Here is a 21,833-nt window from a genome sequence, read left to right on the forward strand (position 1 = left end):
GGACTCGCCCCATAAGCACAAATTCCCCGCCTCTTAGTGAAGCGGGGAGTAAGGGTTAGACGGCCTTAACTTTGACCGAGAGTTTGCGGTTTTCTTTCTTGGCAGAAACCTTATAGAGGATGAGGATGCGGCCGATTTTTTGCACGGTATCCACACCAATCTCGTCTTCGAGGATTTCAGCGACCTCGTGGATGTCCTCGTCCGTGTTTTGCAGGAGTGTTACCTTAATCAGTTCACGCGCATCAAGGGCGTTTCGGATAGAGGTTTTGATCTCGTCGGTCAAGCCATTTTTCCCGATTTGCACGATCGGTTTGAGGCTGTGGGCTTGGCTGTTGAGGAAAGCCCGTTGTTTAGATGTTAAAGTCATAATGTCTCTTTTCTTTTTTGGTAAATGGCAGAGCTTCTAAAGCTCGTTTTCCCTACTAAATCAAGGCCTTGCGGACCACCACGTCAACGCCGTCTGGTGCCCAGCCCGCCACGACTGCTGGCCCTGTCACACGAATCCAACCAAGACCTGAAAAAACAATGTCTGTCTTTTCCTTAATGGAAAACTCATGGCGGACAAGGGCTGGCAGGTCTGCCAACTCTTCCTGAGACGGTGGGGTCAAAAGGGTCCCTGCATGCTTGTCGTAAAAGGCTGTCGCCCCCTCTAGCTTGGTGCGATGCAGGTCTAACTCATTGTCAAAATAAGCGGTGAAGCCTTGCTTATCGCCCGTCACAAAGTCGAACCGTCCAAGACCCCCAAGAAAAAGGGTCTGACCAGGGTTGAGCTGGTAGGTTTTAGGCTTGATTTCCTTACGCGGGGAGACATACTTGAGGTTTTTGGCGCTCAAGTAGTGGGCCATCTGGTGACGGTGGATAATCCCTGGCGTGTCAAAGATATAGCTACCATCATCGAGCGGAATCTCAATCTTATCAAGCGTCGTGCCTGGAAAGCGTGAGGTCGTGATGATGTCCTTGTCGCCTGTGATTTCTTGGATGATGGCGTTAATTAAGGTCGACTTGCCAACATTGGTCACGCCAACCACGTAGACATCGCGGCCTTTGCGGAGTTCCTCAATCTTATCGATCAACTCTTTAATGGCCTGCTTGTTTTGGGCAGAGGTCAAGACCACATCAATAGGCCTCAATCCCACTTCATGGGCACGCTCAGTTAGCCACTGAGTGACCTTGCCGGTCTTGACCGATTTCGGCAGGATGTCTTGCTTGTTTCCGACTAGGAGGACGTCATTTCCCGCCACAAAACGGGCCAAACCTGGGATGACCGAACCGTTGAAGTCAAAAATGTCGATGACATTGACCACCAAGGCATCGCTCTCACCGACCTCATGGAGGAGGCGGATAAAGTCATCGTCCGTCATGTTGACGTCTACGATGTCATTGTAGTGACGCAGCCGGAAACAGCGCTGGCAATACAGCTGCCCAGTTTCTAAGCCTTTATCAAGAGCTGCCTTTGGCGTATAGCCAGCTTGAGCTTTATCGGTTGTCTGGATCTGAGCCCCACAGCCAATACAAAATAATGTTTCTTCCATTTTTTACCTATAAGTTTTTCTTGTACTCAATCGGACCATACTTGGCCACGATGCGTTTGATCATTTCGCGCTCGCGCATGCGATTAAACTTGGTTTTATTGGAATCCGTCTGCACCAGAGGACGCACCAAAATAGAGCGAATTCCCGCTCGGTGAGCTGCCCGAATATCTGTCATAAGCTGGTCACCAACCATAACCACTTCTTCTGGTAGGATATTATGGCGGGACAAGGCCTTACGAATGCCAAAGTTAAAAGGCTTCATAGACCAAGAGATATAGTCGATATCAAACTTTTCCACGGCCCGGCGCACACGATCCGTCGTGTTATTAGACACCACGACTACCTTGATGCCAGCATCTCGCATGTCATGAAGCCATTTTTTCATCTCAGGGGTCCCATCAGGATTATTCCACGCGATGAGCGTGTTATCCAAATCAACTAAAACCGCTCGAATCCCATGTCTTTCCAAATCTTCAACTCTCAGGTCATAGACCGCATCAATCGCAAAGGTCGGAATATATTTTTCTACTGACACATCTCTCTCCATAACTGTTGGTTAGTCTTCATTTTATCATAAAATAGCTTGAAATAATAGCCAGATCACCCCCTATTAATCATTCTAAACGGTTTACTCTTGTTATTTTTTTAAAAATAAACAGAAAATACTTTACCGGTTAACAACTTTGTGATAGAATAGGTCTATCAGTTTCGACTGGTAATTTTGAAAAGGAGGACCAGATGGCAGAAAAAACCGATTTGGCATCAGCCTATCGCAGGCTAAAAAGTCCAAATATCAAAACGCGCAAACGCGCTCTCAAAATTATCCATGAGCACAAACGCCATGGAAAACGCTAGAAACTAGCGACTTGATTTCTTACCCATTCATTCTTATCCCTATCCCTAACTCCAATGAATGGTCAGACAAAAAAGCCGATACTCTCTCTGTTATCGGCTTTTTTAGCATTAAAATGTAAAGACCAGTTCTATGTGAGGGAACTTGGCATTTAGAGTCTCCTGAAGCGCTGGCTTGGCATCTAGGCAGGTTTTCAATACTTCGGGCTCTGGGTCTTGAATAACGACATTGGCCACCAATTTCATGCCCTGCTTGTAAACGAGAATATCCAAAACATCATCTTCCTTAATGGCTAGGCCTTCTTTAACAATCATTCGGACTGCTTGAATGGTCTCACCATCATCTAGGGTTGCGCCGAACAGTTCTTTGGAGGATTCTTTTAGCACATCGATCGGTTCTTTAATGGAAACGATGACCAAGAAAATAATAATAAAGAAATCCCCGGTGTAGTGCAAAAAACCAAAGGTCCCATCGATCGCTACCAGACGGATAACCAGAACCGCAAGACCGACACCTGCGGAAATCAAGCCGTCAATCAAGCTACTCTTGCTCTCAGCGGCTAACATGGTGCTGGCATGGTGAATGGACTGGTTCATCCGTCTGAGGTAAAAACTAAGAAGGATACAAAGGACAGCCATCAAAAAGGCATAGGGCAAGGCTGGTCCGGGCACAATAGGCGCTCCAATGCCTTCGACAAAGTAAGCATAGGCATCCGAGGCCGACTCAACCACGGTCATTCCCAGTAAAAAGAGGGTAAAGGCAGCCTTAAAGACACCATAGAGAGGTTCCATGAAATGCAACCCTTGAGGGAAAGACTTGGTCTGCTTATGACTGTTTTGCGAAATGAGGATGGCGACAACTGCCGATAAAAAGGCGATAAAGGTGAAGACCCCATCCAGCAAAATGGCATTAAGCCCCGTTAGAATATAGACGATAATACCAGCTGTCCCAGAAAAAAAGTTAAAAACAGCTGTAATCAGTAATGCTTTTTTCTCAATTTGTTTTTGATGCATGGTACCCTCCGTTCTCCCCATGGACTGTAGCTCGATGCAATTGGCTCAGTGATTGACAGGTCCCTAAGGCCAGGACAGGTAGCTAACACTGACAAGCTCCTCTCGCTCGTCTACCGTTTACCCCTTATCGCTAAGCCTTTGATTAGTCAAGTTAAGGACGAAGGTCACCTGGTAATTTCCTACGTTTTCGAATATTGAGGTCTTTGAGGGAAATCAAGAGAACCGCCCCTAGGATAAGGGCCACGCCCATTAGGTCAAGGGCAAAGAAGTGAGCCTTCATGATGACAATCGAGAAAAAGACTGCCGCAACCGGCTCAATAGACGCCAATAAACTAGCATTGACTGGCCCGACCAGGGTTACCCCCTTTAAGAAGAGGCTGTAGGCAAAGATTGTCCCGACTCCGACAATCCCAAAGAGGGCCAACAAACTCTTACCATCAAAGGCGTACTGGTACTGCCAAGGTTGTGTCAGGATTGAAAACAAGGCGCCACCCATCAGCATGCCTAATCCAATCACCACCAAACTACCATAACGCCTAATCGAGCGAGCTGGCAAGAGAATGTAAAAGGCATAGGTGACTGCTGAAAAAAGCCCCCAAAACAGGCCGAATGGAGAAATCGACAGTTGTGTCAAATCTCCGTGGGTTGCTAAAAAAACAGTTCCGACAATGGCTAGGACAATCGCAACCACATCTAAGACTGTCGGCCAAGTCTTCTGACGCAGGCAAATGTATATTAAAACCAAGACAGGGCTCATGTACTGCAAGACGGTAGCTGTCCCAGCATTGGTGTAAGCTACCGCTGAGAGGTAGGCGTATTGATTGAGGGCTAAACCTAGAATGGCAAACAGGCCTATCCCTAGGAGTGACTTCCAATCCTTGATCGCTTGCATCAAGCTTTCTTTATTGGTCACATAAGCTATGGCTGTTAAAAAAAGACCTGAAATAATCAGACGAAGGGCTGATAAATGATTTACAGCCATTCCATGCGTCATCAGGTATTCTCCAGAAATTCCAGAAATCCCCCAAGCTATTGCGGCAACAACCGTCAGTAGCGCTCCCTTTTGCTTTTCTGTCATTTTCCTCTCCCCTAACTGCTAAGAGACGACAGATCACGAAGTGATTTCCACCGCTCTTATGATTAAGTTCTATTGTAACATACCATTAGCTATTAGAAATGAATTTTTTTACAAAAAATGTGTTTGATCCTTAAACGAAGCGATAAAGGGATTTTGTAGATAAAAAGAGATTAGGCATGTATCTCCCAACCTCTTCATTAATCGACGATCTCAGCCTTGTTTAGTCATTCGCTTCTCTCGCTTACAGTCATAAAGGCTTGGCATTGCTTCATCTCCTATTTTCAACTATGCCGTGGCATCTTGTTTTCAAGCATCGCATTTTTTTACAAGCAAGACGACTAAGCCTTTGTGATGACCAGGACCACATCATCTTGGAAATGGTGCATGTTGACCTGGGTATTTTCCTTGGTGTCATTGTAATAAAGAACGGCTTTTTCTGTCACTTTGGACACGAGATCTGTAAAGACAGCTGAGCAAGCTTCGTAGTTCCCCCTTAGTTGTAACACGGTATTGTAGGGCGCATAGATGATGAGATAATCTTCGTTTTCTGCTGCAACCAGCTCGACAGATTCTGTATTGGCTATTTTGTCGCGACAAGGACGGAGACGCTCAAAGCCGTGGCTTTCCATAAAGGTTTTGAGGTAAACATAGTCATTTGCCCCTTCAAAACGCAGGGCATCCTGCCAAGGGTAAGGACGGTCAAAGACCATGTAAGACTGCGTATCGTGCGGAATGTCCGGCACGTACCAACTCCAAATCCCATGAGCCCCATAGGTGATTCCGGCATTGGCTCCACCCAGGACACTTTGCCAGGCTGCCTTACGGACATCAAAACGACGAAAGCGTCCGTATTGCCCGGGACCAAAGCCCATCATCTCATAACAAGGCTCGGCATTGAGGACGGGACGTTTCTTTTTACGGCGAAACCGTTCGGTCAATTTGGCTATAACTTGGGGAGAAGTCACATCGTGCCCTGATTGGAAGGTATAAAAGTCCAGGTTTGGATTTTGCTCCAAACTAGCAGGCAAGTCTGAATCAGGGCCGCACAGATGAAGGGTGGTTAGAGCGTCAGGCGAGCATTTTTTGACCTGATTGAGGGCTCGCTCATAATAGGCTGTCGTCTCCTCATCTGGAAAATCGGTATCCCCACTGATCACATAGATTGGTTTGTACTGATCAAACCGTTCAACCACATCCGTGACATAAGCTTCGATCTGATCGATCGGAAATGGGTGACGGTTAAAGTTAAAGGCCTGCGCCCAAGTGTTTGGGATATAATTGCACCAAAGGAGAATCAAGGCCACCTGAATGTCCTTGTCCTGCGCTGTTTTTAGCATGCGAGCCACTCGGTCAAAATAGGCAGGATTGGGTTTGGTAAAATCAAAATGCTTCGACGGCCCTAGTTCAAAGGGCATGATGTCAAAGGTCGGTGTGCTAGCATCCCACTGCCAAAGCAAATTCACCTGAATCGTATTGAAGCCTTGACGTTTACGGTAATCGACATAGTAAGCCCAATCCTGCTCCGTTGCATTGGTAAAGGCACTCCAGCAGGTATCTGCCAGGTAAAAGTAAGGTTTACCTTCTTTGACAAAAGACCGTTTGTCCTTAGAAATGTGCATGTTTGCCTCCTTGGGTGTTCTGTAACATAGTGTATTTGTTCTGCGTGTCCTCTTTTATCTCAGTTTACGCTATTTTCGCTTAAAATACAAGCTCGAATCAAGCAAAATTTCCCCTAATCGACCACGGCTATTGTCATTGGGCTTTTGATAGTTTGCTGCCCGCTAGAACACCGCTAAAAAAGGCGTCTCTCTCTAATCTCCGTTGCACTTTTTCCATAAAAGAAACCGGCATCCCTTTGGGCTGCCGATCTATTTCTGATGTCATTTTAACCTTAAGCGAGGGCTCCCATCGGATCCCATGGTACCAACACGATTGGCTCGGCTTGGTAGGCTGCTAATTCGTCTGCTGTTAAGAATTCTTTACGGACCACAATCTGGTAGGTGTATTCGTCCATCCAGGCATCACTGGCCACAAAGTAGCCTTTCTCCCCAACCTTGTCGCCCCAGGAATTTTCCACCTTCCACTTGAGCGATTGGCCATTAGCATCTAAATCAACCCCCGTCAAGACCATGGCATGGGTCATGAGACTTTCACTGTAATCAAGACGCCCAGCCTTGTTCTGCGTCAGAGAAATGCCCATGCTGGAGGTGAAATCATACATGCCATCTGCCATGATACCTGTTTTACGGTTGCTGGATTGGCCGACATCGCAACCAAACCAAACGGTCTCACCAGCCTGCATCTGTGCGATCGCCAGCTCTTTGAGGCGATCCATCTCAACGTTGAGGTAGCGGACATCGCGACTACCGGCCACGTTTCCAAGCAACTCAACGGTATAGGATTTGCCGTAAGGCTTGTCAGCAGTTGGGGCATTGATAATGGACACATAGTCGTCAAGTTTGATGCCGACATACTTCTCATAAAAGGTATGAGGCGTTAACCCCGTTTCCACATGGTAGTTATCGTCTTTATCGCGGTAGCTAAAGTCAAACTGACGCGGTGGTAAGCCAAGGTTCATGGCTAGGAAATTAAAGACGTCTTGCAAAAAGGCTTCTTTTTGAGCTTGAATCTCTTGGTCAGACTGACCAGTTGCCACCATCTCACGCAGAATCTGAGCGTCCTGGCGAAGGAGTTTGTTCAGGTAGCCATTTAGCTCGCGACTAGCGCTCGATGACACAGACTCCGGATAGGCAGCTTTTGGGACTACCCCGTATTTTTCAAAGAGAGAGACGACCATGTCCCACTGGCCACCATCTTGTTGTGGCGTGTCCAAGAGGAACTTGACCTTGCGACTGGTCAAATCTTGGTCTGCTGTCGCTAAGATTTGTTCCAAGAACCAGTTGGCCTTTTCATACTTGTCCCAAAAGAAGGTATGTGCCTGAGATAGCTCAAAATGCTCCATCTTGTGAGTCCCAATCATCTTGTGGCGGAAGGTATTGAGGGCCGCAAACATCCAACAACGGCCTGAGGCTTCTTGGTTAGAAACCGGATCTTTGGTCAAATCAATGGAAAAGACTGGTGTCGTCTCAATCGTCGCCTGACGACGCTCCAAAGATTTCAACAGACCATTATGGCTGATGGCATTTTCAACCGCCGCAAAAGTCGTATTGGCTTCATAGGCTGCATAAAGTTTATCGGTTAGATCATGATTAATCGCTTGCATGTCTTGCTCCTTTTCTAAGGGATTCACCCTGAAAGTTATACAGACCATTATAACGCTTTAAAGAGAGAATTCAAGTTAAAAGTGGAGATTTTAGCCGGAAACAAACGCTTATTCAGGAGCCTTTTCATGGTATTCATAATCAATGACTTCCATAGCGGGCATTGGGAAATAATCAGCATATGGCATGTCAGAAGTCGTACGTCCTCTACTGATTCCGTAAACAGTTACCCAATCATCTTCTAAAAGAATATTTTTTTGAAATACTCTGCTTGGTAAACTACCATATAATTTTTGCTCATAGATATCATCTACACACATAATAAATACGGTTTCTTCTGAATCCTCATAAACTTCACGAATCCGACCGGTCACCTGCAATCTAGACCCAACTTCTATACGATTACGTCTCCACAGATTCATATCTGCTTCTTGATAGTCTTCTTTAGCAAGGTTCTTTTGTTCATTTTGATTTATATAATTTTGCAGAATATCATTTAATTCTGATATCTTTTTCTGCTTAGGATTAGGATCTATTTTTGAATCATTAAAAAATGCTTCTTTGTCATTAGCGATAACCTCTATATTTTGATCATCTTCTGGCATTTCCTGCCCTTCATTCTCCATTTTTTCATACTCTTCACGTATAGTTAGAATCATTAATCCAATAATAGCGAGTGCTAAAATAAACCAATTTTTTGTAATAAAATCCAGAACCATCCCTAAGATGCCCAAAATCAAAGCACCCAGCAACAAACAACCACAGCCCCCATCGCTCACTAGCCTTTCATCAAAAACGGTTCTTCCCAACCAATCTCTACGCTTAACATAGCGTCTTCTCATTATTTCTCCTCAGTTTCAAATATTGTTAATATGTCATTATATTTTTAAACTAGACGACCATACTTTATAAAAAGTCCAACCTTTATATTCTAATATTTCTTGGCGTAATCCCTATCTCGAGTAGCTCTCGAAGAGTGATAAGCAGTACCATCACAGTCAATTGTAAGTCCTGCCTTTAATGACACTCGAAGTGCTTTTTGTATAATCAACTGTAGCGCTAAGTTAGTCTATCTCGGTTTTAATCCTAACCTCTACCCTAAAACATATTAATGCAACAATTACATATCATCCCTTTCTCTTTCTTTTTTATCCTCTTCGTAAAGCTCCTGAATAATTTTCCAACGCATCCTAGTCAGCATTGTAAAGAACGGGTGTTTTGAGAAATCCCACACTTTTTTTAATATCCAAAAAACTATCAATGCTTGTAAAAATGGATGTAACATACCATCAATAAACATATAGCCTCCTATATCTCCTCAATCTTGTTGTGACTATAGCATCAATCCATAGCACACTACATATACAATCATTGTTAGGGCTTACTATGCCTTCACAATGTCAATCAAAGACTTGTAACTATCAACGACATCGTAGATATGATCCTGATGAATAATTCCAGCCCTTTTCAAAGCCTCAAAATGCGCTTTAGCACAAGTGATTTTAGCAATCTCTGCCCCTTTTAATTGAAGGCTAGAGAGACTCCCTTTTGTTTCTGCCACAAAGTAGATTCGCTTAACGGTTCCTTCTTTAAACGCAATCGCCCAATCAGGATTATAATCTCCTAATGGTGTCGGAATTTTAAACTCACTTGGAAGTTTAGCATACACACGAACATCTTCGTACTGTTCTAGTGCATCCTTAAATTCTTTTTCAACGTTTGAATCCACTTTGACATAATGATAGACCCCTTTCTGGCTATCTAATAAGAACCTATCTGAACGTTGACCGGTTGCTGGGTTGTCATAAAATATACCCGTATCGTAACTTTCATCTAATAAGTTATACTCGATATGTTGAATGACTTGCGTAGCCTTTTCCTCCTCAATCAAACGACTGACCTTTAACAGAAAATCTTCCGGATTTTGGCGGAAAAGCTGAAACTTCTCTTTGTCGATCTTGCTTAGAATCTCTGCTACGGTCTGTCTGGTCAATCCTGTTCGGTCGCTAATTTGACCTAAAAGATCATATTTAACCGTGATTTGAGTGGATTGGATATAGTCGTGCTGTCTTGCATTCTCAGAAACGCTCAATTCTAACCCCTGAATTTGGCTAATCTTCTCAGCACTGGCTTCAGTGATTTGATAGGCAATCTTCTTAACCGAAAGTTTATCATTAAGGGCTGTGACCGCTTTATCAATTAATTCGTCATCACTAAATTGTATACGATATCGTGTTTTATGCTGAATCATCCCCCAGAGTTTTTGGAACTCCTGACGAGCTATATTCTCTTCGTTGATTTCATCTTTAAATACAATCTCACGCTCACTGGCATTCTCTGTCGGATAGGCTTGCGGATTATAGACAGACGAGAGAAGTTTTAGCAATTCTTCTTCAAAACCAATCGTTACGTCAGGTATTTGAACCTTCTTCTGATCTTTGTCATTATAGAATTTATCAGTTAACTGATCATCCTCATCCAGATAGCCATTGACAATTAGCTGATGATGAAGCGTTTTAGCGAGCTCAGCTGTTAGAACAAGTTTTTCACCATCTTCTCTCTCTAAAACCTTGTCCATAAGAAACGTCACATCTACTTTACCTGGTCTACCGGCTAGTACTTTCTTAATTTCTTCTTGCAATTGACGGGAAAACTCATCATAGCTCTCATTCGCAATAATCGTTAATTTGTTAACAGCATGAACTTCCTCACCGAGCAATTCCTCATCCTGCCTTACTCCCAACTGATCGACTGCTAAACGCATGCCACGCCCAATTTCTTGCCGTTTTTTCATTTCTGCATTTGATTGCTTCAGGGTACATATTTGAAAGACATTGGGATTATCCCAACCTTCTTTAAGGGCCGAGTGTGAAAAGACAAAGCGAACCGGTTCGTCAAAGGAGAGCAATCGCTCCTTATCACGCATAATCAAATCATAAGCATCTTGGTCACTCGATTCCGTCTCCCCTCGTTTTATTTTAGATTCTACGAAAATGGATTGCCCCGTCTTTTTATGCTTATCGATGGAGAAATACCCTGCATGGACGGTCCTTGCTTCTTGATGCTCCCTTAGGTAATCACTATAGGCTGAACGAGGAGTCTGAGCTAAATATTGCTCTACCTGCTCCTGATATTCTTCTTCAAAAAAACGAGCATAAGAGCCATTTGAAGCTTTTTTTTGATCATCATAAACCCTATACTTAGCCACTTCATCAATAAAGAAGAGGGATAACACTTTGATTCCCCGCTGGTAGAGAAGCGCTTCACGTTGCAGGTGACTCTTGATCGTCTCTCGTATCTGAATCCGTCTCAGGTCATCTTCGTTCCGGTCTCCCATCACCTCACCAACAAGGAGTCTTTGGTTAGGACCTACTTGGATACTATTGACTCCAGGTCGCGCATCAAAATCTGTCAGATTCATACCACGGTAGGCTTCGAGCTGATTTGATTCTGCATAAAGGTCAAAATCAGAAGCTACGACTTGCGTCTTTCGACGAATCCCTGTAGCCCCCTTGACCTCATATTCAATACGGGCTTTTGGCGTTCCTGACTTTTGCGGAATTATTTCCTGCAGGTACAAATAGCCTGCTGTCCCTGTCGTACCGATAGCCTCAACAGCCTTAACAGCTATTTTTTTAACCAATCGCTTGTTATAAGCGTCCATCGCATCTAAACGATAAACCATATCGTACTTGTCCTTGTGAGTGGCTGAATACCGAAGAGTCATGAGTGGTTTAAAGGCAGCCAATCCTTCTTTAGTCTTTGGACCACTTACCGACTGGGGCTCATCAATAATCAGAATCGGATTGGTTTGCGCGATTACATCAATCGGTTTTCGCCACTTGAAGCTCTCTTGTTTCATATGTATTCTATTGGCATCCTTGCCCGTGGCATTGAAAGCCTGACTATTGATAATCATCACTTGGATATCCGAAGAATTAGCAAAATGATCTAAATCTCCGAGTCGACTGGAATTATAGACAAAATAGCGAGGTTTCTTGCCGTACTCCATTTGGAAATGGTCCTGCATGGTCTCAAAAGATTTGAGTACTCCTTCACGAATCGCCACACTGGGTACCACGATGATAAACTTAATCCAACCATATCGCTGATGCAGCTCCATGATGGTCCTAATATAAGTGTAGGTCTTACCTGTCCCTGTTTCCATCTCAATGGTGAGATTATAAGACGGTCTGCCCGCAATCCGACTCAAGCTCAGTTTTTCAGATGGTTCTAACCCATTCTGAATCTGTTTAGCTTTTACTGCCTGATGCACCTTTTCCTCTGTCAGGGCAATGGGGGCATTACGGTATGCATCATGAATCAAATCAAGCCCCGTCGACTGGCTGTCTCGCCCAGGGTCTGCCATATAATGGAGCCCCTCCCGTCTTCCCTGGCCTTGAAAAATATCTGCAATCGCAGCTACCGCGTCCAATTGAAATTGTTGGTGTTTAAATTGTAACTTCATATTATTACTACAAACTCCGATAACTCAAAATTTGTTTATTTCCTTTCCGTATAACTTGTAACAAGTTGTTCCAAGCATCTATCCGTAATAATAAAACACAAGGAATAAAATAACAACTATTGGTTGAACAATAATAAATATGCTATCCAACCCTAAATCTCTTACTAAAGAGTTATCTGCACCTTTAGCTCTAACATAATCCAATTCCGTATGGTTTTCTTGAGATTGTAATAACGACTGGTATTGCTCCATTATCTGATTATATTTTATAGCCTTATTACTCACTTTTTTATATAACAGGCTGTCTAGCTGTAAAATCAGATTATGCATTTCAATTTGATGGTAATGAAACTTCAATCCCCTTTCTCTATAATTCAACGTTGATACAAAATATTGTAAAGTTAAAGTATATATTGAAAAACATGCTGATAATATTTTGCGAGTATCTTGCTCTACCTTTACTAAGGAAATAATCAAAAACATTGCAGATGTGATACTCATGACAAAAATAATAATATTCCAACGGTTAGCGTATTTATACATACGTTCACTGGCTAATATTCTTGATTTTCGTATTTTCTTTAAGCGTTTAATCGCTTCTTCTATTCTATATTTTAAATTTGATTTCACTAGTTACACCACTTTCACTTTTGTTAACGGGGAGAGTTCTTTAAAGGTTTGTGTGAGATTGATTTTAGCGCTAGAATCTACAAAGGCTTGGTCCTTGAAAACCGCACGCAAAGGTTCTTTTCGGGCGATTTCTTGAATCAGGCTATCACTGATATGGTTATCAAAGCAAGCGATAAGTGAGCCATTGTCCACGTCAAAAACCTCATATCCCTGATAATTCTCCTTGCTGACTTTAAGCGACAACGCCATCCCCCAACTTAACATGATTTGATAAACCAAATCAAGGCCAGTGCGGTCTTCCTTGATATTGTCTACACTGTCAAACAGGTTCCCCTGCTCAAACTGATCTGGTGTTTGGCTAACGGATTTAAAATTAGAGCTATCTAGTCGATAAGCCTTGAAGCCAAGGTCTTGCCCAGCTACCTGATCCGGCTTTTCAGCCTGGAGCTTAGCTGCTGCACGACGGATACGCTCACGCGAAATCTGGTCAATAGTCTCATAGCCCGCCTCTTTTGCAGCCGACTTTTCTGCGACTGCCTCATCTAATGTTGCAAGAATATACTTACGGTTTCCCCCGTCCTCGGCATTTAACTGCATGACTGCATCAGCTGTGGTTGCTGAACCAGCGAAGAAATCGAGAATGAGAGAGTCTTTTAAGCTTCCCAATTCTATGACTTTTGTAATAAATGAGGTAGGTTTCGGTGTATCAAAAACTTTGGCTCCAAATAATTTCAGAATTTCTTGTGTTCCATTTGTTGCAGTGCCTACATCATCCCAAATTGACTTTGGTGTAAGTCCTTTATCTTCAACTTCCGAAAAGAATCTTTTCAGTTGAGGCCTGGAGGTACCATTTTTCCCAAAAACAATTCTATTATCTGATAATAATTCTGCAAATCCATCAGGCCCAGTTCTCCAACACCTACCTTTTGGAGGCATATAACTTTCTCCTGTGTTTGGATTTTTAATTTCATAAGTCAAATTTGGTCTTATTCCAGGCGAATCGAATGGATCTGCTTTCCAAACCCCTCTTTTGTCGTTGTCTGGATTCTCGAAACCATCATTTGTCATTTTAAGTACAAAATTTGATTTGTTACTATAGAAACAATCAGAATTTTTTGAGTAAATAAGCGTACTATTATGATTAATTGAAACAATAGCATCATTGGATACTGATTTTCTAGAGTTCCAAATAATATTGCTTACAAAATTCTCCTCCCCAAACACTTCATCACAAAGTGATTTGAGATTGGCTTGTTCATTATCATCAATGGAGATAAATATCACACCTGAATCTTTCAGTAAGTTTCTCGCCAGTACTAGGCGCGGGTACATCATATTAAGCCAGTCAGAATGGTAGCGGGCATTTGATTTTTCATTTTTGACCAACCTTTTACCGGTCTCGTCGATACTACCTGTAGCTTCGTCCATTTCTTCCTGAGTCATTTGGAACTTATCTGAATAAACAAAGTCTTTCCCTGTGTTGTAGGGCGGGTCAATATAGATCATATCAATCTTGTTAAGATAGGATTCTTGGAGAATTTTAAGGACTTCTAAATTATCTCCTGTGATAAAGACATTTTCAGTCTCATCAAAGTTGACACTTTCCGCTATATCTGGACGGAGAGTCTTGGTTGTCGGACGGCCTGCCTCTGCCATGGCATCGCGTTTACCAACCCAGGTAAATTCATAGGTCTCCTGCCCCTCAACAATCTCATGGGATAACAATTGCTTTAACTTGTCAAAATCGATCGCTGGGCGGAGTCGCCCTGACTCATCCATCGTCTCTGTCATCACCTGAGGAAATAATTGAGCTAATTGTTGAATATTTTCATTTGTCATGTCTTTGGACTGAAGGTCTATTTTTTCAAGACCTGAATGCTCACCATATTGTGTCATTGTTTTTCTCTTTCTATCTTATTAATTTTCCTTTTGTTGTAGGATGTTCTTAGGGGTTAGCGATCACGGCTGGTTCCTCGTATGAAGCAAACTCATTAGTACTTACTCTAATGGTTTCTTCAAGGCTTTGATCTCGTCTCGTTTTTGTTGGTAAAGCCGTTTATAATCCAGTTGCTTACGCATGGACTTCTCACGATACATTTTCTTTTTGAGTAGCTCAGCTTCTTTTTCTAAAGCATGTAAGGCATCCGAAAAAGCTAAAGCTTCTTTGATATCTGTTTTTGGAGGCAGTAAGGGCTCTGAAGCCACTTCTTTCACTAAATCGCTGTAAAATTGATCAAGGTTCTGTCCTTTTAGTGATATCTTTAAGGGCTCTTTGCTTAAAAAACGGCGGATAATCTTAAATTTTTGATTGCCTTTCACCTTAGCTAAAGGTTCTTTATAATGAATCAGGTGTTGTGAATCGTACCCAGGGCAACGGAGGCAAAACATGGCATAGCCAGCAAAGTGTTCGTCAAAGCGTTCAAAAAGTTTGTGGTCAAAAGCCCCTTCTTTAAGGAGACACTCAATAACAAACAACTGCTGGACACGTTCCCCAGCTGGAATATTAGTGGTCTGGGGATCTAATTGATGGGTAATCACAATCTGCTCTACTGTTCGTCTCAACTCCTGCTTATCTTTTGAAGAGAGAGCCAACTCATCAAAAAAATCACTATTGCCTTTTCGATGCGCCTTATAAAGAACATAGGGTTTGGGGAGCTGACTACTTTGTGGAAGATGGATCATACTGCAACCTCCTCCTCATTTAGAACAACAAAGAAACAAATCAGCTCAAAATCTTCTACTGTCTCTCCTCTTTTCTCAAACAGGTTGACATTTCCGGAACCAAAGAGAGCGCCCAAAGTTGTCTGTTCTTCCCCCTCGATGAGATGGGTAATAGCTGATTCTAGTAAGCTAGAGTATTGGCTCATATCTACCCCATCTTGGGTCTGCTTTTGAAAGGTTTTGACCAAGCTATCTATCGGAGAAACTCGACCTTTCGTCATACTCCGGATTCGCTCTAGCAACTGTTTTGCCTCTGAGATAGGGTATACCAGTTCGCCATCGTTATCAACATAGACAACGACGTAAGGATGGAGGCGATTATTCAGGTTCTTCTTGTTTCTAACTGTTAACTGTTTGAGCACAAAGATAGCCCCTTCTGGTCTAGTAGTAGAAGCTGGTAGAATGGCTTGTAGCCCACGTGGTACCTTTTCTAATAAAGGATGATCCTTTAGGTATTTCATGAGATCTCGACGGTAATCCTCAAGGCCTAGGTCCATGATTGAAACCCCTTCAGCCATTTCTTCGAGATCTAGAACCTCTTCTTTAAGTCGCTCTAACTGTTTTTTACGGTAATTATTGTCCTCGACTAGGTCTTCTGAAAGAACATTATCGTCTGCTGTTGCGGTCAACACCGAAATTTTCATTCTGGCCTCAACCCTACTTTTCAGGTTAATGTAATCATCCAAGGCGATATTAGGCCAAAAATTGACTAGCTGAATAACCTTATTTGTGGATCCAATACGATCGACGCGTCCAAATCGCTGTATAATCCGCACAGGATTCCAGTGGATATCAAAATTAACCATCATGTCACAATCCTGCAGGTTCTGACCTTCTGATATGACATCTGTCGCGATCAGTAAATCGATCTCTCTTGGATCATCGGGGTATACTAACGCCTTGGACTTCGATTGGGGCGAAAAATAGGTCAGCAAGGTATTGAGATCCTTATGCTTGATGGGTAAGGTAGTTTCTAACACTGATGATCCTGATATTTTTGCTGTATAACGACCATAAGTATCATAAACATATTGTGATAATTCCCGATAGAGGTAGTCAGTTGTCGTAGCAAAAGCTGAGAAGATAAGCATTTTATAATTACCTTGATTGATTGGAGAAGCCATTTTTTGGTCAATCAGATGCTTTAAGTCTTGTAATTTTTGATCTTCTTCTGGGGTCACCAGTCTTATCAGTTCTTCTAGCTGATTTAAAACGGATAAATCAGCCTCCAGATGGCCTTTCCAGGTCAGATAGTCCATATCTTCTAAAGCTATGACCATCTTTTTACCAACTAGAAAGTCCGAATTGCTATCTTCAATGTCAAAATCCTTTTCCGATAGGGTTACCCCGTCAAGGGTTAGTGAGCCTCCTGTTTGCTCGAAGGACTGAATCGTTTCAAGGGTCTTAACCACATAAGCTTTGACAACATCAACCAAGGTATAACGAAAAGAATAAATAGAACTTTCCAGACGTTTCAGTAGGTTGATCATCATTAATTTTTTAACACCCACTTCCCGACCTGCCTGCGTCAACCCTCCTGAAGACTCCTCATATTTCGTAATCTTTGAAGGATGTAAAAAGGATGTTGGTTGATAAATGGTGAGATTGAGTTGCTCAAGTAGGTTATAAATGCGCTCATAACTTATATCATTCAGAGACACGGTTAAATCAGGACTAATATTTAGGGGTTTCATTCTCTCTGGAAACTCTCCAATAGCTGCCTTATCATAAAATTCTTGGATATGTTTACGGCTGCGTGCAATCGTCACTTCATCTAATATCTTGAAGAAATCAAAATCTAACATATCCAGTAATTTCTGTGTCGTTCGTTCTTCAAGAGCTAAGTCTGACCAACGATTATAGGCTGCCTGAGCGAGGCGGAAAATATCATCAATAGAGGATGACAACCCGAGTTGCTGCCTAAAATTGTCACTTTCACCTTCATAAGCCAAGGCTAGTTGGTTTTTTAGATCGTTAAATCGGTTATTAACTGGAGTTGCCGATAACATTAAGACCTTAGTTTTAACTCCTTGTTTAATCACTTGGTTCATGAGTTTGGTGTAACGGTTCTCACGGCCATTTTGTTCTAGCGTCATGCCGCCATTTCGAAAATTGTGTGATTCATCAATGACCACTAAATCATAGGTATCAAAACGATTCAGAGCCAAATCAATGCCATTTGAAACCCCTTTGTCCCGACTCAAATCTGTGTGGAAGAGAACATCATATTGCAGATGACGATCATAAATCGGGTTATTCTTGTAATCGTGACGATACATATTCCAGTTATTTTCAAGCTTTTTAGGGCATAGAACCAAAATACGCTTTCCACGGTAGGCGTAATAAGTCATAACAGCAAGAGCTGTAAATGTTTTCCCTAACCCAACCGAGTCAGCTAGAATACAGCCGTTGTATTTTTCAAGTTTAGTAACGATCGATTCAACAGCATCCTTCTGAAAATCATAAAGCAGGTTCCAAATGCTACTTTCCTTATAATTTACTCCTTGATTAGGCTCATAATCTTGACTGGTTTCTTGTAAAAAGTCACCAAAAATATTGTAGATCATAACATAGTAAAGAAATTCTGGTGCATTTTCTTGGTAGGCTAAATTAAGGCTCTCTAAGATTTCATCAGTCACATCACGGAAATACTCATCATTGGACCAATAGTCTTCGAATTCCTTCAAATAAGAAAGGCTATGTGGTTCTTCATATAAATTTCGTGTCGTTTTAAACAGATTGGGCTCATAGCCTAACTCTTTCCGGTCAAAATGACGTAAACGATCTACTGCAACGGTTTTATCCCCACTTTCAATCCTTATACCTGTATCAATTTCTTCGTTAACCATAATTGACTTAAAGGTCACTTTACGACGAACCCAATTAGCACACTCTCTAGCAAGGGTTTTCTGGGTTAGTTCGTTCATCAATTTTAGCTCATAGGTTCTGCCAAACAGTGAATCTTCTCGGTCACGCTTAGGAATAGTGTATTCTCGGTACTGTTTTTCAATTTCAGAATTTATAAAAGTCGGGCTCGTAAATAAAAACTTGAGCTCATCAATCTTTTCTAATTCCTCTTTCAGTTGCTGATAAGCAAACATTGAAAAAGTAGCCGCTGCCATTTTGACGTGACTTCCCTCTGTTAAATAATTTCTCAGCTCATCACCTAGACGCTTGGTCCTATTATCAATTTCCATAATCTATACTCTTTCATAAGGTGAATTTCTTCACAAGCAAAAAAGCCCCCTACTCACAGAAGGCTCAGGTTTTTCCTTAGAAATTTGAGGTATATGGCCTAATCTGTGTAGACCCTTGCTGATTAGTTTATAAGGAGTATAGGGGGAGCTGTCAAGCTACTCCTATACTTTGGTATACGTAGTATATCAAAGTATAGGGGGAGCTGTCAAGCTACTCCTATACTTTGGTATACGTAGTATATCAAAGTGCATGTTTTTATATGCCTATAAAGTGCAAAAACCCAACCATTTCTGGTTGGGCGGTATCTATGCTAACAATTTTCTTTTACTTCCAAAAGTCGTCAAAGACAGTGACCGGTAGATGGCGTTTGTGTTTGGTTTTGTTCCACCAGCTTTCAATCGTTGCCTGAGCTTCTGGTGAGACCGTTTTGCCTTCCAAATAGTCGTCAATGTCATTGTAGCTAACACCAAGCGCTGCCTCATCTGACAAGCCTGGTCGGTCTTCTTCAAGGTCTGCAATCGGCACTTTTTCATATAGCGCTCGGTCTGCTTTGAGAGCTTTTAGGAGCTCACGACCCTGTCGTTTATTGAGGCGATAAAGGGGCAGAAGGTCTGATGCCCCATCTCCAAACTTGGTAAAGAAACCTGTAATATTTTCTGCGGCATGGTCTGTCCCGATGACTGCACCTGACCGTTGACCTGCAACAGCATACTGGGCTATCATCCGTTGACGGGCCTTGATATTTCCCTTATTAAAGTCCGAAATTTCTTGACCAGCGTCCTCAAGGCCAGCCATCATGCCGTCTGTTGCTGGTTTGATGTTGATGGTCAAAATTTCATCTGGCCGAATGAAGGCCAAGGCTTTTTGGGCATCATCTTCATCCGCTTGGACACCGTAGGGCAAACGAATAGCGATAAACTGATAGGCGTCATCTCCTGTTTCAGCCCGCATTTCCTCAACAGCTAGCTGAGCCAGACGTCCTGCCAAGGTTGAATCTTGGCCTCCTGAAATCCCTAGGACATAGGTTTTGAGGAAGGGGTGCTTATAAAGGTAGGTCTTTAGGAAATCAACCGAGCGGCGAATCTCCTCCTGAGGATCAATCGTTGGCTTAACACCTAAGGCCTTAATGATGTCTGTTTGTAAACTCATTGACCAACCTCCTCGCCTTGCTCCTTAGCGCGTTTGCGAACCTGTTCGATAAAGGCCATCTTGTTGTCCCAAACATCCTGTGCCAAATCAACTGGATAGATTTGTGGGTTGAGCACGCGCTTGTACTCATCCCAAAGCTCATTAAAGGCTGTTCGTGCATAGGCTTGAATTTCCTTTAAGGTCGGTAATTCGTAGACCAATGTCCCTTGTTCAAAAATAGGAATCATCAGTGGCACAGCTCCAAAGTTTTTAACAGTCTTATTGATGTAGGTATAGGTCGGATGGAACATGTAAATCTCGTCCATCTGTGTGACATCAGTATCCGCAAAGGTGATGTAATCTCCTTCTGACTTGCCTTTTTCCAAGCTGGTAATTCGCCAAACTTGCTTCTTACCAGGTGTTGAGACCTTCTCCGCATTATTGGACAGCTTAATGGAGTCCACCATGACACCTTCGTCATTTTCGATCGAGACAACCTTGTAGACCGCACCGAGAGCTGGCTGGTCATAGGCTGTGATTAACTTGGTCCCCACACCCCAAATGTCAATCTTAGCTTTTTGCATCTTGAGGTTAAGGATGGTATTTTCATCCAGGTCATTGGACGCATAGATTTTCGCGTCTGGATAACCAGCCTCGTCTAGCTGTTCACGAACTTTCTTGGAAATATAGGCCATGTCCCCAGAATCAATCCGCACACCTTTGAAGTTGATTTTGTCTCCCATTTCCTTGGCCACACGAATGGCTGCAGGCATACCAACCCGCAAGGTATCATAAGTATCAACCAAGAAGACACAATCTTTATGGGTCTCTGCGTAGGCCTTAAAGGCCTTATAGTCATCGCCATAGGCTTGAACAAGGGCATGGGCATGGGTTCCTGCTACAGGAATGCCAAAGAGTTTCCCTGCTCTGACGTTTGAAGTCGCTTCTGCACCACCAATGAAGGCTGCGCGTGTCCCCCAAAGGGCTGCGTCCATCTCCTGAGCACGACGGCTGCCAAATTCTAGCAACGGTTCGTCTCCAATCACCGACTTGATGCGGGCCGCCTTGGTCGCAATCAAGGTCTGGTAGTTGACAATGTTAAGAACGGCAGTTTCGACCAACTGGCACTGGGCTAACGGGCCTTCAATTTGGACAATCGGTTCATTGGCAAACACTAAATCCCCTTCACGGGCAGATCTAACGGTGAGTTCAAACTTAAAATCAGCCAGATAGGCTAAGAAGTCCTCAGGATAGCCTTCTTCACGAAGGTAGGCTAAGTCACTCTCTGAAAAGGTCAATTGTTCAAAGTAACGGACCAAACGCTCCAAACCAGCGAAAACAGCATAGCCGTTGTTAAAAGGCTGCTTACGGAAGTAAACCTCAAAGACCGCATGGCGGTTATGAATATTTTGTTCAAAATAAACCTGCATCATATTGATCTGGTAGAGATCCGTATGGAGGGTTAAGGAATCATCAGGGTACATGTCTTTTCTCCTTTGAAACACAAGCGAAGCGCATGGCTTTCGCCCATAAATATTGTTCTTATTATACCACAAAATAGGGTAGGCTCTATCAAAAAGGTAACGGTTTCCTGCCCCTTCTCCGCTTTATACCAGACAAAGTCCACGTTTTTGACATTTCTGACGAGACCTCCCCCTCCAAAAATCGACACTAACCTTAATTATCCTGAGGTGACAACCTTCAGATTAAGGTATAACCGCATCCCCTCATTTCCTTTTGAGAATCATCAAGTATCTGGGGAACTCCCTTAACATTCAGCTGTCTAACTGCTCCTTAATTTTTCAGTAAAAAAATAAAAAGGGCACATTGTCAAGTCAAGTGCAACACGTTCGATACTGAATTAGAATTCCTTTGTTTAGGCTGTTTGGGCTTGCACAAACAGAAAATTTGCGGTTTTATAGTGGTGAAGTCGCCTAGGTCTATTATTGATAGCAGAGACATAACAACAGAGCTCTTCTGTCGTTAGTGAG

General features: G+C 42.8%; 17 protein-coding genes and 1 pseudogene. 1 reads left to right on the forward strand and 17 read right to left on the reverse strand.

Going from position 1 to position 21,833, the window contains the following annotated elements:
• Positions 1-55 precede the first annotated feature (55 nt).
• Genes yhbY through J2S23_RS00915 form a run of 3 tightly spaced genes read right to left on the reverse strand, consistent with a single transcriptional unit; the run spans position 56 to position 2,079 of the window.
• Positions 56-367: a ribosome assembly RNA-binding protein YhbY gene (gene yhbY, locus J2S23_RS00905; RefSeq protein WP_307120885.1), complete on the reverse strand. Its 312-nt coding sequence runs from the start codon at positions 365-367 to the stop codon at positions 56-58.
• A 55-nt stretch (positions 368-422) separates the two neighbouring features.
• Positions 423-1,532: a ribosome biogenesis GTPase YqeH gene (yqeH, locus tag J2S23_RS00910; RefSeq protein WP_307120886.1), complete on the reverse strand. Its 1,110-nt coding sequence runs from the start codon at positions 1,530-1,532 to the stop codon at positions 423-425.
• Positions 1,533-1,539: 7 nt separating this feature from the next.
• Positions 1,540-2,079, reverse strand: coding sequence for a YqeG family HAD IIIA-type phosphatase (locus tag J2S23_RS00915; RefSeq protein ID WP_370868682.1), 540 nt, complete (start codon positions 2,077-2,079; stop codon positions 1,540-1,542).
• A gap of 191 nt (positions 2,080-2,270) precedes the next feature.
• On the opposite strand from J2S23_RS00915, the gene J2S23_RS00920 reads away from it, so the two are divergent.
• The gene (locus J2S23_RS00920; RefSeq protein WP_168548727.1) at positions 2,271-2,387 is read left to right on the forward strand and encodes a putative metal homeostasis protein; all 117 of its coding nucleotides are present in this window, start codon (positions 2,271-2,273) and stop codon (positions 2,385-2,387) included.
• A 108-nt stretch (positions 2,388-2,495) separates the two neighbouring features.
• Here J2S23_RS00920 and J2S23_RS00925 read toward each other — a convergent pair whose 3' ends face one another.
• The 14 genes and pseudogenes from J2S23_RS00925 to J2S23_RS00990 all read right to left on the reverse strand — a co-directional run.
• Entirely contained in the window at positions 2,496-3,398 is a 903-nt protein-coding gene (locus J2S23_RS00925) for a cation transporter (protein WP_307120888.1), read from the reverse strand.
• A gap of 151 nt (positions 3,399-3,549) precedes the next feature.
• A complete protein-coding gene (locus J2S23_RS00930; protein WP_307120889.1) occupies positions 3,550-4,476 on the reverse strand; it encodes a DMT family transporter in 927 nt (308 codons plus the stop codon).
• Positions 4,477-4,814: 338 nt separating this feature from the next.
• Positions 4,815-6,095: a glycoside hydrolase family 140 protein gene (locus J2S23_RS00935; protein ID WP_307120890.1), complete on the reverse strand. Its 1,281-nt coding sequence runs from the start codon at positions 6,093-6,095 to the stop codon at positions 4,815-4,817.
• Positions 6,096-6,367: 272 nt separating this feature from the next.
• Positions 6,368-7,699 (reverse strand): aminopeptidase C, encoded by a 1,332-nt coding sequence (pepC, locus tag J2S23_RS00940; protein ID WP_307120891.1) that lies wholly within the window; start codon positions 7,697-7,699, stop codon positions 6,368-6,370.
• 108 nt (positions 7,700-7,807) lie between these two features.
• A complete protein-coding gene (locus tag J2S23_RS00945; protein WP_307120892.1) occupies positions 7,808-8,539 on the reverse strand; it encodes a hypothetical protein in 732 nt (243 codons plus the stop codon).
• A 278-nt stretch (positions 8,540-8,817) separates the two neighbouring features.
• Positions 8,818-8,997 (reverse strand): hypothetical protein, encoded by a 180-nt coding sequence (locus tag J2S23_RS00950; protein WP_307120893.1) that lies wholly within the window; start codon positions 8,995-8,997, stop codon positions 8,818-8,820.
• 84 nt (positions 8,998-9,081) lie between these two features.
• Entirely contained in the window at positions 9,082-12,165 is a 3,084-nt protein-coding gene (locus J2S23_RS00955) for a type III restriction-modification system endonuclease (protein ID WP_307120894.1), read from the reverse strand.
• A gap of 78 nt (positions 12,166-12,243) precedes the next feature.
• Positions 12,244-12,795, reverse strand: coding sequence for an SLATT domain-containing protein (locus tag J2S23_RS00960; protein ID WP_307120895.1), 552 nt, complete (start codon positions 12,793-12,795; stop codon positions 12,244-12,246).
• A gap of 3 nt (positions 12,796-12,798) precedes the next feature.
• On the reverse strand, positions 12,799-14,691 hold the full coding sequence (locus J2S23_RS00965) for a site-specific DNA-methyltransferase (protein WP_307120896.1): 1,893 nt from the start codon (positions 14,689-14,691) through the stop codon (positions 12,799-12,801).
• 102 nt (positions 14,692-14,793) lie between these two features.
• The gene (locus J2S23_RS00970) at positions 14,794-15,477 is read right to left on the reverse strand and encodes a DUF4391 domain-containing protein (RefSeq protein ID WP_307120897.1); all 684 of its coding nucleotides are present in this window, start codon (positions 15,475-15,477) and stop codon (positions 14,794-14,796) included.
• On the reverse strand, positions 15,474-18,713 hold the full coding sequence (locus tag J2S23_RS00975; protein ID WP_307120898.1) for a helicase-related protein: 3,240 nt from the start codon (positions 18,711-18,713) through the stop codon (positions 15,474-15,476). Before J2S23_RS00975 ends, J2S23_RS00970 begins: the two co-directional genes overlap by 4 nt.
• Before the next feature lie 325 nt (positions 18,714-19,038).
• Complete coding sequence (gene nadE, locus J2S23_RS00980) at positions 19,039-19,863, reverse strand: NAD(+) synthase (RefSeq protein WP_307120899.1); 825 nt, start codon at positions 19,861-19,863, stop codon at positions 19,039-19,041.
• Positions 19,860-21,326 carry a nicotinate phosphoribosyltransferase gene (locus tag J2S23_RS00985; protein WP_307120900.1) on the reverse strand — a complete coding sequence of 489 codons (1,467 nt, stop codon included), beginning with the start codon at positions 21,324-21,326 and terminating at the stop codon, positions 19,860-19,862. The genes nadE and J2S23_RS00985 overlap by 4 nt, the downstream gene beginning before the upstream one ends.
• A gap of 392 nt (positions 21,327-21,718) precedes the next feature.
• Positions 21,719-21,833 (reverse strand): annotated as a pseudogene (locus J2S23_RS00990) (IS30 family transposase); the annotation flags it as partial.

Source organism: Streptococcus moroccensis (assembly GCF_030812835.1).
Classification (GTDB): domain Bacteria; phylum Bacillota; class Bacilli; order Lactobacillales; family Streptococcaceae; genus Streptococcus; species Streptococcus moroccensis.

What these genes read in the sequence shown, in the direction of transcription:
- J2S23_RS00920 (WP_168548727.1), top strand. Translation starts at nt 2,271, where the DNA reads ATGGCAGAAAAAACCGATTTGGCATCAGCCTATCGCAGGCTAAAAAGT.
- J2S23_RS00935 (WP_307120890.1), bottom strand. Translation starts at nt 6,095, where the DNA reads ATGCACATTTCTAAGGACAAACGGTCTTTTGTCAAAGAAGGTAAACCT.
- J2S23_RS00925 (WP_307120888.1), bottom strand. Translation starts at nt 3,398, where the DNA reads ATGCATCAAAAACAAATTGAGAAAAAAGCATTACTGATTACAGCTGTT.
- J2S23_RS00965 (WP_307120896.1), bottom strand. Translation starts at nt 14,691, where the DNA reads ATGACACAATATGGTGAGCATTCAGGTCTTGAAAAAATAGACCTTCAG.
- J2S23_RS00975 (WP_307120898.1), bottom strand. Translation starts at nt 18,713, where the DNA reads ATGGAAATTGATAATAGGACCAAGCGTCTAGGTGATGAGCTGAGAAAT.
- J2S23_RS00985 (WP_307120900.1), bottom strand. Translation starts at nt 21,326, where the DNA reads ATGTACCCTGATGATTCCTTAACCCTCCATACGGATCTCTACCAGATC.
- J2S23_RS00955 (WP_307120894.1), bottom strand. Translation starts at nt 12,165, where the DNA reads ATGAAGTTACAATTTAAACACCAACAATTTCAATTGGACGCGGTAGCT.
- J2S23_RS00915 (WP_370868682.1), bottom strand. Translation starts at nt 2,079, where the DNA reads ATGGAGAGAGATGTGTCAGTAGAAAAATATATTCCGACCTTTGCGATT.
- J2S23_RS00930 (WP_307120889.1), bottom strand. Translation starts at nt 4,476, where the DNA reads ATGACAGAAAAGCAAAAGGGAGCGCTACTGACGGTTGTTGCCGCAATA.
- J2S23_RS00970 (WP_307120897.1), bottom strand. Translation starts at nt 15,477, where the DNA reads ATGATCCATCTTCCACAAAGTAGTCAGCTCCCCAAACCCTATGTTCTT.
- J2S23_RS00950 (WP_307120893.1), bottom strand. Translation starts at nt 8,997, where the DNA reads ATGTTTATTGATGGTATGTTACATCCATTTTTACAAGCATTGATAGTT.
- yhbY (WP_307120885.1), bottom strand. Translation starts at nt 367, where the DNA reads ATGACTTTAACATCTAAACAACGGGCTTTCCTCAACAGCCAAGCCCAC.
- yqeH (WP_307120886.1), bottom strand. Translation starts at nt 1,532, where the DNA reads ATGGAAGAAACATTATTTTGTATTGGCTGTGGGGCTCAGATCCAGACA.
- pepC (WP_307120891.1), bottom strand. Translation starts at nt 7,699, where the DNA reads ATGCAAGCGATTAATCATGATCTAACCGATAAACTTTATGCAGCCTAT.
- J2S23_RS00945 (WP_307120892.1), bottom strand. Translation starts at nt 8,539, where the DNA reads ATGAGAAGACGCTATGTTAAGCGTAGAGATTGGTTGGGAAGAACCGTT.
- nadE (WP_307120899.1), bottom strand. Translation starts at nt 19,863, where the DNA reads ATGAGTTTACAAACAGACATCATTAAGGCCTTAGGTGTTAAGCCAACG.